The organism is Microbacterium sp. NPDC089987 (genome assembly GCF_044748505.1).
Lineage (GTDB): Bacteria > Actinomycetota > Actinomycetes > Actinomycetales > Microbacteriaceae > Microbacterium.
The window spans coordinates 826,366-839,751 of sequence record NZ_JBIVGE010000001.1 but is presented as its reverse complement, the minus strand read 5'-3'; the positions used below and the strand labels follow the sequence as shown (position 1 = coordinate 839,751).

The 13,386-nt window shown below is 69.9% G+C and carries 13 protein-coding genes; 5 read left to right on the top strand and 8 right to left on the bottom strand.

The genetic code is table 11. The annotated features are described in order from the left end of the window. Window position 1: 1 nt before the first annotated feature. On the bottom strand, window positions 2–1,480 hold the full coding sequence (locus ACIPV2_RS03820) for a sensor histidine kinase (RefSeq protein ID WP_101187132.1): 1,479 nt from the start codon (window positions 1,478–1,480) through the stop codon (window positions 2–4). Between the two features lie 31 nt (window positions 1,481–1,511). Next, on the bottom strand, window positions 1,512–1,907 hold the full coding sequence (locus ACIPV2_RS03815; RefSeq protein WP_101187133.1) for an Rv3235 family protein: 396 nt from the start codon (window positions 1,905–1,907) through the stop codon (window positions 1,512–1,514). 145 nt (window positions 1,908–2,052) lie between these two features. On the opposite strand from ACIPV2_RS03815, the gene ACIPV2_RS03810 reads away from it, so the two are divergent. Continuing rightward, window positions 2,053–2,646 (top strand): hypothetical protein, encoded by a 594-nt coding sequence (locus ACIPV2_RS03810; protein WP_400838669.1) that lies wholly within the window; start codon window positions 2,053–2,055, stop codon window positions 2,644–2,646. A 29-nt stretch (window positions 2,647–2,675) separates the two neighbouring features. On the opposite strand, the gene ACIPV2_RS03805 is transcribed toward ACIPV2_RS03810, so the two are convergent. Then, window positions 2,676–2,954 carry a helix-turn-helix domain-containing protein gene (locus tag ACIPV2_RS03805; protein WP_101187135.1) on the bottom strand — a complete coding sequence of 93 codons (279 nt, stop codon included), beginning with the start codon at window positions 2,952–2,954 and terminating at the stop codon, window positions 2,676–2,678. A gap of 98 nt (window positions 2,955–3,052) precedes the next feature. Here ACIPV2_RS03805 and ACIPV2_RS03800 point away from each other — a divergent pair, with 98 nt between their 5' ends. Both ACIPV2_RS03800 and ACIPV2_RS03795 read left to right on the top strand, forming a co-directional pair. Next, window positions 3,053–3,667, top strand: coding sequence for an SAF domain-containing protein (locus ACIPV2_RS03800; protein ID WP_400838666.1), 615 nt, complete (start codon window positions 3,053–3,055; stop codon window positions 3,665–3,667). Beyond that, window positions 3,664–4,872: a CpaE family protein gene (locus ACIPV2_RS03795; RefSeq protein ID WP_400838664.1), complete on the top strand. Its 1,209-nt coding sequence runs from the start codon at window positions 3,664–3,666 to the stop codon at window positions 4,870–4,872. The genes ACIPV2_RS03800 and ACIPV2_RS03795 overlap by 4 nt, the downstream gene beginning before the upstream one ends. On the opposite strand, the gene ACIPV2_RS03790 is transcribed toward ACIPV2_RS03795, so the two are convergent. The 3 genes from ACIPV2_RS03790 to secA all read right to left on the bottom strand — a co-directional run bounded on the left by ACIPV2_RS03790 (window position 4,820) and on the right by secA (window position 9,561). After that, on the bottom strand, window positions 4,820–6,043 hold the full coding sequence (locus tag ACIPV2_RS03790; RefSeq protein WP_400838662.1) for a pyridoxal phosphate-dependent aminotransferase: 1,224 nt from the start codon (window positions 6,041–6,043) through the stop codon (window positions 4,820–4,822). The genes ACIPV2_RS03795 and ACIPV2_RS03790 overlap by 53 nt on opposite strands. After that, window positions 6,040–6,711 carry a GntR family transcriptional regulator gene (locus ACIPV2_RS03785; RefSeq protein ID WP_400838660.1) on the bottom strand — a complete coding sequence of 224 codons (672 nt, stop codon included), beginning with the start codon at window positions 6,709–6,711 and terminating at the stop codon, window positions 6,040–6,042. The genes ACIPV2_RS03790 and ACIPV2_RS03785 overlap by 4 nt, the downstream gene beginning before the upstream one ends. A gap of 93 nt (window positions 6,712–6,804) precedes the next feature. Continuing rightward, window positions 6,805–9,561: a preprotein translocase subunit SecA gene (gene secA, locus ACIPV2_RS03780; protein WP_400838658.1), complete on the bottom strand. Its 2,757-nt coding sequence runs from the start codon at window positions 9,559–9,561 to the stop codon at window positions 6,805–6,807. A gap of 215 nt (window positions 9,562–9,776) precedes the next feature. On the opposite strand from secA, the gene ACIPV2_RS03775 reads away from it, so the two are divergent. Both ACIPV2_RS03775 and ACIPV2_RS03770 read left to right on the top strand, forming a co-directional pair. Then, window positions 9,777–10,370 (top strand): PadR family transcriptional regulator, encoded by a 594-nt coding sequence (locus ACIPV2_RS03775; protein WP_400838656.1) that lies wholly within the window; start codon window positions 9,777–9,779, stop codon window positions 10,368–10,370. A gap of 153 nt (window positions 10,371–10,523) precedes the next feature. Further along, a complete protein-coding gene (locus ACIPV2_RS03770; protein WP_400838654.1) occupies window positions 10,524–11,852 on the top strand; it encodes a hypothetical protein in 1,329 nt (442 codons plus the stop codon). An 83-nt stretch (window positions 11,853–11,935) separates the two neighbouring features. On the opposite strand, the gene hpf is transcribed toward ACIPV2_RS03770, so the two are convergent. Further along, window positions 11,936–12,592 carry a ribosome hibernation-promoting factor, HPF/YfiA family gene (gene hpf / locus ACIPV2_RS03765; protein ID WP_400838652.1) on the bottom strand — a complete coding sequence of 219 codons (657 nt, stop codon included), beginning with the start codon at window positions 12,590–12,592 and terminating at the stop codon, window positions 11,936–11,938. Between the two features lie 66 nt (window positions 12,593–12,658). Then, window positions 12,659–13,339: a ComF family protein gene (locus ACIPV2_RS03760; RefSeq protein ID WP_400838650.1), complete on the bottom strand. Its 681-nt coding sequence runs from the start codon at window positions 13,337–13,339 to the stop codon at window positions 12,659–12,661. Window positions 13,340–13,386 lie beyond the last annotated feature (47 nt).

Here is a 13,386-nt window from a genome sequence, read left to right as displayed (position 1 = left end):
CTCAGACCGATATCCACCGCATCGGGATCTCGATGATCACCTCGGTGCCCTCGCCTTCGGCGCCCTTCCACTCGATGCTGCCGCTGAGCTCGCCCTGGATGAGGGTGCGCACGATCTGCGTGCCGAGCCCCTGACCCACCCGCCCCTCGGGAAGACCGTGTCCGCTGTCGGCCACGGTCACCCGCAGCAGCTCGGAGGTGCGGGACGCCTCGATGCGCACGATGCCCTCCTGACCCGCGAGGCCGTGCTCGACGGCGTTCGTGACGACCTCGGTGAGAGCCAGCGCGAGTGGGGTCGCGTACTCGCTGGGCAGCACCCCGAAGCGTCCCTCGAGCTGCGTGCGCGCGCGTGTGTTGGGCGCGGCAGCGACCTCTGCCACGAGCTTCAGCACCCGGTCGAACACCTCGTCGAAGTCCACCGTCTGCGCGAGCCCGCTGGCGAGGGTGTCGTGCACGACGGCGATCGACTCGACGCGGCGCATGGCCTGGGTGAGCGCCTCGCGGGCCTCGTCGGAGTGCGTGCGACGCGCCTGGATCCGCAGCAGGGAGGCGACGGTCTGCAGGTTGTTCTTCACCCGGTGGTGGATCTCGCGGATCGTCGCGTCCTTGGTGATCAGCTCCTGCTCCTGGTGGCGCAGCTCGGACACGTCGCGGCACAGCACGATCGCACCGATCCGGGTGCCGTGATCCTTGAGCGGGATCGCCCGCAGCGACACCGTGACGCCGCGTGCCTCCATGTCGGTGCGCCAGGGCGCGCGCCCGGTGACGACAACGGGCAGCGACTCGTCGACCTGACGCGACGGCGGCACGAGCCGAGTGGTGACCTCGGCGAGCGACTCCCCCTCGAGCTCGTCGTCGAAGCCCATCCGGTTGAAGGCGGACAGCGCATTGGGGCTCGCGAAGGTGGTGATGCCGTCGACGTCGAGGCGGATGAGCCCGTCGGACGCGCGAGGCGCCCCGCGCCGCGGCGCGGTCGGCGCGGCGAGGTCGGGGAACTCGCCGGAGGTGATCATCCGGAACAGGTCGTTCGCGCACTCGTCGAAGCTGATCTGCTGCCGCGACGGCATCCGCACCTCGCCGAGATTGGTGTGCCGGGTCAGGACTCCGATGATCTCGCCCTCGTCCTTGCCCTCCCTGCGGCGCACCGGCACGGCACGGACCCGGGTGGGCGTCTCCTCGAACCAGTCCGGCGAGGACGAGTCGACTATCGCCCCGGACTCGAACGCCGACTGCACCTGCGTGCGCCACTGCGGGCGCACCTTCTCGCCGACGAGATCGCGATAGAACAGGGTGGCTGCGCCGCTCGGACGCGAGTGGGTGACCGCGACGAACGAACCGTCGGCGGTCTTGACCCAGATCACCATGTCGGCGGACGCGAGGTCGGCCAGCAGCTGGCCGTCACCGGCCATGCGGTGGAGCCATTCGACATCGGCATCCGTGAGGAGACCCTGGGCGTGGACGAGGTCGCTGAGTGTTGACACGGATTCAGCCTACTGGCGCCCCGTGCAGCGTTCAGAGGATGGCGAGGGAGCTCGCCCGCCAGCGTCCGTCGAAGCCCTCGAGCCTGATCGCGACAGCCCGCGTGCGTCCGGGCCCTGCAACCACCACGACCGCCTCGATCACATTGTCAACCGGCGCGCTCTCGCGGATCGAGAGGATCTGGAAGCTCGGGCGCGTGGGCGCCAGATTCCGTGCGCTTCGTGCGCGCGCCGACAGGTTGGCCCGCGCGACCAGGGCGCGGAACGCGTCTTCACTGAACCACCGCGCGAGCTGATCGACCTCGCGGACACCGGCGAGCACCTCCAGCGCTCCCTGCGTGAGACTGCGCAGCAGCGGCACCGGGTCGGGCAGCTGGGCCGCCGAGGTCGGCTGCGGATCGAAGTACTCGTTCAACGTCGTCGTCGTCATCACACGATCCCCCCAGCGCGTGGTCCTGCTCATCTTCGTAGCGAACCCCACGAAAATAACACAGGGAATGAAGGCTGCCCAGGGTGATCTCCCCCCTGTGGAGAACTCGCGTCGCCCCTGCAAGTTCTCCCCTACTGTCGAGAACGTGGAATGGGAGCATCTCTTCGACGACCTGGAGGGTCAGCTCGCGGCCGAGTGGGAGGCCGAGCGGGCGGCGCTGGATGCCGAGTCCGAGCGGCTGCGCATCTCGAAGCTGACGCTGCATGACCGGCTGCGCGCGATGAGCGCGACCGAGGGCGGGATGGTGCTGGAGCTGGCCGGCGGCGAGCGATGGGATGCCGTCCTGCGCGTCGTCGGCGCCGACTGGGTGGGCGTGAGCGCGGGCGGCGACTCGAGGATGAGGATCGCGCCGTTGGGGGCCATCGAGTCGCTCGCAGTCGACCACGGCTCCCTGCTGGCCAGCCTCTCGGCCACCCCGCCGGATGGGGGCCTGCGCGGGCGCATGACGCTCGGCTTCGTCCTGCGAGACCTCGCCCGACGGCGCGTGCCTGTGACGCTCGGCAGGCGCTCGGGCGATCCTCAGCACGGAACGATCGACCGCGCCGGCGCCGATCACCTTGATCTGGCGCTGCACGACCCGCACGAGCCGCGACGCGTGCGCTCGGTGCGCGGATTCCGCTGCATCCCGTTCGCCGCGCTCAGCTGGGTGCGGGTGGAAGACGCCGGGGGCGTGGTCTGAGGGAGCGGCAGCCCGCGCCGCAGAGGACCTCAGTCCCGCCGCAGCGGCGCGGTCCCCCACACCTCGGGGAAGCTGGCCTCATTGGACTGCCGCCACAGCGCCATCCGACGCGCTTCCTCGGACTGGGCTTCGAGGTACTCAGCGAGGCTGGAGTGCTCCACCCGCCACCGCGGGGGCGAACCGACCTTCGAGCCGCGCAGACGACCCTCGTGCACGAGGTCGATGACTTCGTCGACCTCGATGCTGAGAAGCTCTGCGACCTGCGCGGGTGCGAGGAAGCGCGGCGCCTCTCCGGATGCTTCGGACATGCACTTATTCTCCCCCGGCCATGGCATGAAAGCCGTCACCGACCGGCCGTTGTGGATAACTTCGGCGGCGATCACCCGGCTTCTGTGACGATGTCTGCATGATGCGCTCCCGTACCCACCGTCGGTTCTTCGCCGACCTGCGATTCCTGATCGGCGTGGCGCTCGTGATCGCATCGGTGGCCGGTGTCTGGCTTCTGGTCTCGACGTCGCGCCAGACCACGCCGGTCCTCCAGGCGACGAGAACGGTCCTGCCCGGCGAGACCATCAGCTCGGCCGAGCTTCAGGTCGTCGAGGTGGGGCTCGGCTCGCTCGGCGACTCGTATCTCGCTCCGCAGAGCCTCGAACCGGGAGCCGTGGCGGTGCGCACGCTCACCGCCGGCGAGCTGGTGCCCCTCGCCGCGGTCGGCGACGTCGATGATCTGCGAACGACGTCGGTGGTGATCGGCAGCACGGCCGTCCCGGCCGGGGTGACGGCGGGGACGGTGGTCGAGCTGTGGCACGCGCCCCCGATCGACGACGGGCGCTCGTTCGAAGAGCCCCGGATCCTCGTCGCGGATGCCATCATCGCGCATGTCGCCGAGGAGGAGGGGATGCTGGCGGGAGGCCGCATCGATGTCGAGATCGTCGTCGACCGAGCCGACATCGCGGATGTGCTGGCTGCGATCACCGGCGGCGATGCCCTCTCGATCGTGCCGACGGGAGCCGGGTCGTGACGAATCTGGTCATCGTCGACGACGGGGGTGCTGCCGCGCTGCTCGCGACGGATCTCGAGCTCGAGGGAGCGCAGGTCACCGTCGTGCCGCCGGATGCCGTGACCGCTCTGCAGCTGGCAGGGATCGACGCGCTGCTCGTGCCGCCGATCCGCTCGGTGCTGACGTCCGACCTGGTCAGCGCCTGCGATCGCGCCGCCGTGCGCCTCGTGCCGGTCGGAACGGCGGACTCGCGGATCGCAGCGCGCTTCGGCCTGCCCGCCCCGCTGCCGTTCGACACTCCGGCGGCGCAGGTCCTGGCCGCGATCATCTCGGGAGCCGGCGTGGCCGGATCGTCCGACCACGGCCGACCGCCTCGCGTGCTCGCCGTCTGGGGGCCGCACGGCGCGCCGGGACGCACCACCCTCGCTATCCAGCTGGCGGTCGAGCTCACCAGAGCCGGACGGCGCACCGCGCTGATCGACGCCGACAGCGTCGCTCCTTCCGTGGCGCTGCAGCTGGGGCTCGGTGATGAGTCGCCAGGGCTGGCTGCGGCGTGTCGGCGAGCGCAGCTGGGCAGTCTCGACGTCGCCGAGCTGTCACGGCTGGCGGTGCCGCTCGAGACATCGGCGGGTGTGCTCGATGTCCTCGGCGGGCTGAATCGCCCGAGCCGGTGGCCGGAGCTCGCCGCCGCGCGTCTGCGTGCGACGCTGGCGGTCGCCCGGAACTGGCAGGACGAGGTCGTCGTCGACGTCGCGGCGGCGTTCGACGAGGACGACGACCAGCTCGGGCCCGACGCGCCGCAGCGGCACGCGGCCACCGCGGCCGTGCTGCTCGAGGCCGACGCGGTGATCGCCGTGCTGAGCGCCGATCCGCTGGGTGTCGGTCGGTTCCTGCGCGGGTACGCCGAGCTGCGTCACCTGGTGGGCGACACCCCGGTGACGGTTGTGGCCAACCGTGCCCGTCCCGGCCCGCTCGGCATCGACGCCAGAGGGCAGATTCGGCGCACTCTCAGCCGGTTCGCCGGCATCGACGACGTCGCCTTCGTCCCCCAGGACCAGCGGGCGGCGGATGCCTCGGCGCTGCACGCCAGGGCGATCGCGGACGTGGCGCCGCGTTCTCAGCTGGTGAGCGCCGTGCGGCGCATCGCCGCCGGCCTCGGCGCGCGCGCCGAGCTCACTGCCGGTAGCTCGCGAGGAAGTTCCCGAGACGCTCGACGGCCTCGCTGAGCACGCGTGCCTCCGGCAGCGTGACGACCCGCAGGTGATCGGGTGTGGGCCAGTTGAACCCGGTGCCCTGCACCAGGAGGATCTTCTCGGACACGAGCAGGTCGTAGACGAGCTTCTCATCGTCGCGGATCTCGTGCATCTCGGGATCCAGCCGCGGGAAGGCGTACAGCGCTCCCTCCGGCTTCACGCAGCTCACCCCGGGGATCGCCTCGAGGCCGCGCCAGGCGATGTCGCGCTGCTCGTGCAGCCGTCCCGAGGGCGCGATCAGAGAGCCGATCGACTGCACACCGCCGAGCGCTGCCTGCACGGCGTACTGCGCCGGCACGTTCGGGCACAGGCGGGTGGATGCCAGCAGCGTGATGCCCTCGAGGAAACCGCGGGCGTGCGACTTCGGCCCCGTGATGACCACCCATCCCGACCGGTAGCCGGCGACCCGGTAGGTCTTGGAGAGTCCGTTGAAGGTGAGACACAGCAGATCGGGTGCGAGCGTGGCGGTCGGGATGTGCTCGGCGTCGTCGAAGAGGATGCGGTCGTAGATCTCGTCCGAGAGAAGCAGCAGTTCGTTCTCCCGCGCGATCTGCACGAGTCCCTCGAGCACCTCGCGGGAGTAGACCGCACCGGTGGGGTTGTTGGGGTTGATGATGACGATCGCCTTGGTGCGCGGCGTCACCTTCGAGCGGATGTCCTCGAGGTCGGGCTGCCAGCCGTTCTCCTCGTCGCAGATGTAGTGCACGGGTGTGCCGCCGGCGAGCGATGTCATCGCGGTCCAGAGCGGATAGTCCGGGGCGGGGATGAGCACCTCGTCGCCCTCGTCGAGCAGCGCCTGCATGACCATCGTGATCAGCTCGGAGACGCCGTTGCCCAGGAACACGTCGTCCGGATCGAAGCGCGGGAAGCCCTCGACCTCCTCGTAGCGGCTGACGACGGCGCGGCGGGCGGTGATCACGCCCTTGCTGTCGCTGTACCCGTGCGCGGTCGGCAGAGCTGCGAGCATGTCGCGCACGATCTGGTGCGGCGCCTCGAAGCCGAAGGTCGCCGGGTTGCCGGTGTTCAGCTTGAGGATCTGATGCCCCTCGGACTCCAGGCGCGCCGCCTCGACCAGCGCCTTGCCACGGATCTCGTAGAGAACGTTCCTCAGCTTCGACGACTGATCAAGGGTGCGGCGGGTCATTCCGCCAGGATACCGGCAGCGTCACGCAGCGCTGTCGCGTGCGACAGCCGGCCGCGACGAGTGCTCTCCACGTGCGCGTGGGCCAGGGCGCCGGCCCTCTCTCCGTCGCGGTCGCGGACCGCCTCGAACAGCGCCACATGCTCGTCGGTGACCTGCGCGAGATCGTCGTGCAGCACGAGCGACCAGCGCAGCCGGCTGCGAATGCTCTTCATCAGATCCGCGAGCAGCCCGTTCTCGGCCAGGGCGACGACGACCTCGTGGAAGTCGGCTGCCGCCCGGCGCGCTGCGATCGCGTCGGCTCGGTCGCCGCACTCATGCGCCTCCTGCAGGACGCTCCGCAGACGTTCGAGCCCGTCGGGGCGATGGCGCTCGGCGGCGAGACGGAAGGCCATGGGCTCGAGCACCTCACGCACCTCGTCGAGATCGACGAGGTCCTCGAGCGTGAACTTCCGCACGACCGCCCAGGTGCGAGGACGCAGCTCGACGAGGCCCTCGGCCTCGAGCACCTTCAGAGCATCGCGCACCGGCACGCGGCTGACGCCGAACTCCCCGGCGAGGTCACGCTCGATGAGCCGGCTTCCGGGCTGACGGATCCCGTCGATGATCGCATCGCGCAGCCACGACGCGACCCGTCCCGACTCCAGCCCACGTTCCTGCGCTCTGATCACAGGATCATCCTCGCACTGGTCCGCTTCGCGGCTGAGCAGGTGGTCGCTGCGACACGGGCGGCATCCGGTCAGCGCCACCCGTGCCGGTGCGCGCTACTTCTTCTTCTTGCTCTGCGCCCGTCGCTGCTCGCGGTTTCCCGTCGGCTGCTCATCGGCATCCACCGACTGACCGAACGCGCCTCGCGCGGCGACGGATGCGCGGGCGGTGGCCGCCTTCTGCACCTGACCGCTCTCGTTGCGCACCTCGACGTCTCCGGCGTCGTTGGGCGCTGAGTACTCCAGCTTCTGCGCGGGCTGCTCGTCGACCAGGCCCTTGGCCTCGACCTCGGTCTGGTCGTCGCCGGCGCGACGCACCTCGACCTCGAGGTTGAAGAGGTAGCCGACCGACTCCTCCTTGATCTGGCCCATCATCGCCTGGAACATCGCATAACCCTCGCGCTGATACTCGATCAGCGGGTCGCGCTGCGCCATCGCCCGCAGGCCGATGCCGTCCTTCAGGTAGTCCATCTCGTAGAGGTGATCGCGCCAGCGGCGATCGAGCACCTGCAGCACGACGCGGCGCTCGAGCTCTCGCGTCGCGGCCTCGCCGAGCCCCTCCTCGCGCTTCTCGTACGCGATCCTCGCGTCGGAGAGCAGCTCGCGCTTGAGCCCCTCCGCGGTGATGGCGCCCTTGCGGTCTCCCGCTTCCGCGACGACCTCGTCGATCGTCACGTCCATCGGGTACAGCGTCTTCAGCTCCGCCCACAGCGCGTCGAAGTCCCAGCTCTCGGTGTGGCCGGCGCTGGTGTGGTCGTCGACGATCCCGCCGATCGCATCCTCGATGAAGTGCTGCACGCGGTCGGCGATGTCGTCACCGTGCAGGATCTGACGGCGGTCGGCGTAGATCGCCTCGCGCTGCCGGTTCAGCACGTCGTCGTACTTGAGCACGTTCTTGCGCATCTCGGCGTTGCGCGCCTCGACCTGCGACTGGGCGCTGCGGATGGCGCGGCTGACCAGACCCGACTCGATCGGCACGTCGTCGGGGAAGTTCGTGCGGGCGAGGATCGCCTCGGCGGCACCCGACTGGAACAGGCGCATCAGGTCGTCGGTGAGGCTCAGGTAGAAGCGGCTCTCACCGGGGTCGCCCTGACGGCCCGAGCGTCCGCGCAGCTGGTTGTCGATGCGGCGCGACTCGTGGCGCTCGGTGCCGAGCACGTACAGCCCGCCCGCCTCGGTGACCTTGACACCGTCCTCGGCGACCTTCTTCTTCATCGCCTCGTAGGTGTCGTCCCACGCGGCCTCGTACTCCTCCGGAGTCTCCTCCGGGTCGAGGCCCTTGGCCTTGAGCTCCTGCACCGCGAGGAACTCGGCGTTTCCGCCGAGCATGATGTCGGTGCCTCGACCGGCCATGTTCGTGGCGACCGTGACGGCGCCGAGCTTTCCGGCGAGCGCGACGATCTCGGCTTCACGCGCGTGGTTCTTGGCGTTGAGCACCTCGTGCTTGACGCCCTTCTTGGCGAGCAGTCGCGAGAGGTACTCGCTCTTCTCGACGCTCACCGTGCCGACGAGCACCGGCTGGCCGGCCGCGTGGCGCTCGGCGATGTCCTCGACCACCTGCGCGAACTTCGCCTGCTCGTTCTTGTACACGAGGTCCGGCTGGTCCTTGCGGATCATCGGGCGGTTGGTCGGGATCGGGACGACGCCGAGCTTGTAGGTCGACATGAACTCGGCCGCCTCGGTCTCGGCGGTTCCGGTCATGCCGGCGAGCTTGCCGTAGAGACGGAAGTAGTTCTGCAGCGTGACGGTGGCCAGCGTCTGGTTCTCGGCCTTGACGGGAACGCTCTCCTTGGCCTCGATGGCCTGGTGGATGCCCTCGTTGTAGCGGCGCCCGACGAGGATGCGGCCGGTGTGCTCGTCGACGATCATGACCTCGTCGTTCATCACGACGTAGTCGGTGTCGCGCTTGAACAGCGCGATGGCCTTGATCGAGTTGTTCAGGAACGAGATGAGCGGGGTGTTGGCCGACTCGTAGAGGTTGTCGATGCCGAGGTAGTCCTCGACCTTCTCGATGCCCGGCTCCAGGACGCCGATGGTGCGCTTCTTCTCGTCGACCTCGTAGTCGACGCCCGGCTCGAGGGTGCGGGCGATCTTCGCGAACTCGGTGAACCAGCGGTTCGCCTCACCCGAGGACGGGCCCGAGATGATGAGCGGGGTGCGGGCCTCATCGATGAGGATCGAGTCGACCTCATCCACGATGGCGAAGAAGTGCCCGCGCTGGACGAGGTCCTCCTTGCGCCACGCCATGTTGTCGCGCAGGTAGTCGAAGCCGAACTCGTTGTTCGTGCCGTACGTGATGTCGGCCGCGTACTGCTGGCGGCGCACCTCGGGAGTCTGGCCCGAGACGATCGTCCCGGTGGTCATGCCCAGCGCACGATGCACGCGGCCCATCAGCTCGGACTGGTACGAGGCGAGGAAGTCGTTCACCGTGATGACGTGCACGCCCTCGCCTGCGATGGCGTTGAGGTAGGACGGGAAGGCGGCGACGAGCGTCTTGCCCTCACCGGTCTTCATCTCGGCGATGTTGCCGAAGTGCAGAGCCGCGCCGCCCATGATCTGCACGTCATAGGCGCGCATGCCCAGCGTGCGGCGTGCGGCCTCGCGCACGGCGGCGAAGGCCTCCGGCATCAGCTGGTCGAGCGTCTCGCCCTTGTCGAATCGCGCGCGCAGCTCGGCGGTCTCATTCCGCAGCTCGTCGTCGGTGAGCTTCTCGAAGTCGTCTTCGAGCGCGTTCACGGCCTTCGCGACCTGCTTGAGCCGGCGGAGGATGCGTCCCTCGCCCGCGCGCAGCAGCTTCTCGAGAGGATTCGCCACGGATGTCTCCCTTGGATTTACGTCCCGGAGCAACGGTCAGCACCGGACATGCTTTGCCATGTTACCGGCGCGTGACCTGCGCACGCTGTGCACCGGCAGGTCGATGCACGCTCACGGCGAACGGACACGCCGCGCGGGTTCCCGGGGGCCTTCAATGTTGCCGGATATGCATATACCGAGAAACGCAATACCGGCGCGCCGGTCGAGGAGTCACCATGTCCGTTCGCCAGAGCCTGCTCGCCATCCTCGACCAGGGGCCGTGCTACGGCTATCAGCTGCGCGCCGAGTTCGATCGCCGCACCGGCTCCACCTGGCCGCTCAACGTCGGCCAGATCTACAACACCCTCGAGCGCCTGGAGCGCGACGGCCTCGTCGCGAGGGGCGCGGTCGACGAGCACGGCCACGTCTACTGGCAGATCACGCCGGCGGGACGGGCGGAGGTGCGTACCTGGCTGGACTGCCCCGTCGAGCGCGGGCACGGCACGCGCGACGAGCTGGCGATCAAGCTGGCCGTCGCCGCCACGCTGCCCGGCGTCGATGTCGTGAGCGTGATCCAGCACCAGCGGACCGCGTCGCTCGCACAGCTGGAGCGACTGAACCGCACCCGGCGCGCCGGCATGAACGCGGACGGGCCCGAGGAGCTCGCCAGGACGCTGGTCGTCGATTCGATGATCTTCGCGGCCGAGGCCGAGGTGAGCTGGCTCGACCACGTCGAGCAGCGGCTCGGCGAGCACCCGCAGCACGCACTGCAGCTGGAGCTGTCCACCGAGCGCCCCAAGCGTGGGCGTCCCGCGAAGGCGCTCGCCTGACGTCGGCGCCCCCTTCGGGCATCCGCACCCCCTCGCCACGGCGCGAGCCGAAGGGGGCGCCGACGGTGCGATGGGGCGCCGACGGGGTGGTGTTCGCGACGGGCGCATCGGATGCACAGCACGCGCACCGACCGACGACCGTAGGATCGTGACATGGCCGGATTCTGGGGCAGACGCAGACGTGAAGAAGAGGCGCTCGCAGCGCAGGACGCGGATCTCGCGCGCCGCGCCGAGCAGGCGCTGGTCGCGGCGGACGAGCGCATCCGCACCACCTCCGATGAGCTCGCGTTCGCCCAGGCCGAGCTCGGCGACTCACTGACCGCAGACCTCGGCAACGCCCTGCGGTCGGTGCGCACTCACCTGGGTGAGGCGTTCCAGCTGCACCAGCTGAACCACGACGAGATCCCCGACACGGTCGAGGAGCTGCGCACCCGCAACGCGCGCATCGTGCAGCTGTGCGAGTGGGCCGAGAATCTGCTCGATGAGAAGACCGGTGAGCTCGCCGAGACGGTCGCGAAGGTGCGCAGGGCTCCCGAGGTGATCGCGCAGGTGCGGCGGGATGCCGAGTCCCTCGCCGCACGCGTCCCGCAGGCGCGCTCCACGATCGAGCGCCTCTCGTCGCGGTACTCCGAGACCGCGATGCGTCGCATCGCCTCGTCGGGTGACGAAGCCGAGCAGCTTCTCGCCTTCGCCACCCACAGCGCAGACGTGTCGGAGCGCCGCCGCGCCGCGCGTCAGAACGAGGAGGCGAACCTCGCCCTCGAGACCGCGACCGAGGCCGTGCGTCGCGCAGGCGCGATGCTGGATGCCGTGGAGGACTTCGAGATCCAGGCGCTGCGCGCCGAATCCACGCTCGCCGATGTCGTCGCCGATTCGCGCGGTGACATCGTCGCGGCCCGCAGCGCTCCGCAGACGCCGGAGGTGACCAAGGCGACCGCGGAGCTCGAGGCCGCGCTGCTCGCGCTCGCGCCGTCGGGCACGCGCAACGACCCTTACGCCGAGCTCACGCAGCTGCGCGGCGCGAACACCGCCCTCGACGAGGCGATCGCGAAGGCGCAGTACCGCGCACAGAACCCGCTCCCCTCGCTCGATCACGTGCAGCATGCCCTCGACGACGCCGATCGTCAGCTGGGCGTGGCACGCGGGCTCATCGCCGGTCATCGTGGCTGGATCGGCGCCGACGCGCGCACCCGACTCGCCGAGGCGGAGCGTCTGCGCATGGATGTCCCCGCGATGCTTCCCGCGGAGAACACCCGCGAACAGGCGCTGGCGGCCGCTCGGCGCGTGGCGCTGCTGGCGTCCGAGGCCCTGCAGCTCGCCCAGCGCGACATCGACTCGTCCCGCCCGCAGAATCAGGGCTGGGGCGGCGACGGCTGGGGCGGCGGCGGGGGTCGCCGCGGCGGTGTGGGCGGCGGCGACATCATGGGCGGCGTCCTCGGCGGCCTGGTGATCGGCAGCATCCTGGACGGCATCTTCGACTAGCCCTTCGACCAGCCCTTCCCCGGGCTCAGGGCCCCGGAACGACAGAGGCGCCTTCCCCGTCGGGGAAGGCGCCTCTTCGCGGATCAGGAGGCGATCGCCTCCTCCGGCGGGGCCGCCGTGGTCAGCGAGATGACACCGTAGTCCCATCCCTTGCGTCGGTAGACGACGCTCGGGTGGTCGGTGCGCGCGTCGACGAAGAGGAAGAAGTCGTGGCCGACCAGCTCCATGCGGTCGACGGCCTCCTCGACGGTCATCCACTCGGCATCGAAGCTCTTGGTGCGGATGACGACGGGCGAGTACTCCTCTTCCTCGTCGGTCTGGACGGGGATCGCTCCGGTGGCCACAGCGCGCAGCACGTCGACCGAAGCCGGCTGCACGTCGATTCCGGCGAGAGCGCCGCTCTCCTTCTCGAAGTGAGCGCCGCGGGGATGGTTGCGCCCGTCGATCCGCTTCTCCTTGGCGCGACGCAGCTGCTCGGCGAGCTTGTCGAGCGCGAGGTCGAATGCCGCGAACTTGTCGGGATCGACAGCCTCCGCCCGGATCACCGGGCCCTTGCTGAGCAGGGTGAGCTCGACCGTCTCATCCGGTATCCGGCCGTTGCGATAGGCGCGATGGGTGACCTTGATCTCGAGCCGCTGCGCTCGCGGGGCGAGCGTCTGGATACGGGCTGTCTTCTCTTCGACAACGGTGCGGAATCGGTCGGAGATGCTCACTCCGACGCCGACGATGCTCGTTTCCATCAGTGTCTCCTTGTCCCGGTCCGCCCGGCCAAGGGCGGACCGTGGTCGCCTTGTGTCCCCCCAACGCTAGTCGCCGTTCACCGACATGTCACTAACCGTTGACATCGATCTCGCCGTTTCGCTAAGACGCGGCGTGGCGGCGAGCGCGACCGCGCATACGGGAACGAAGCCGGCCGCGCGGAGCGCCCGTGCCGCCTCGTCCAGCGTCGCGCCCGTCGTCACCACGTCGTCGACGATGACGACCTGCCCGTGCCCGCGGCGAGCAGCGCGCAGGCTGCCCAAGACGTTGCGAGCGCGCGCCTCGCGACCGAGTCCGCGCTGGTCTCCGGCCTGCCGTGCGGGCACCAGCAGCCGGTGCGCCGTGGCCCCGGCGCGTCGCACCAGCAGATCGGGCACGCGGTAGCCGCGGCGGCGGAACGCCGCGCGACTGGTCGGCACGGGCACGATCAGCGCATCGGCCGACATCCGGCGCAGGATTTCTCCCAGCGCGGCCCCGAGGGGCCGGGCGAGCATTGTGGCGCCGTCCTCCTTCAGGCGTCTGATGGCGCGCGCGGGGACACCCTCGTATCGCAGCGCGGCGTGCACGGGCATGCCCTGCGGGGTGCGCACCTCGTGCGGCTCGGCGTGCAGCAGCATCCGGCACGCGTCGCACAGCAGCGTGCCGCTGCTGTCGCAGCCGGGACAGCTGGCCGCGAGCAGCAGGGCGAGTGCGTCGCTGCCGATCCGCTGCCACAGATCCGCATCCATGCTCCGACCCTGCCCGATCCCGCGACGTGCGGATGCCGTGCAGCGCG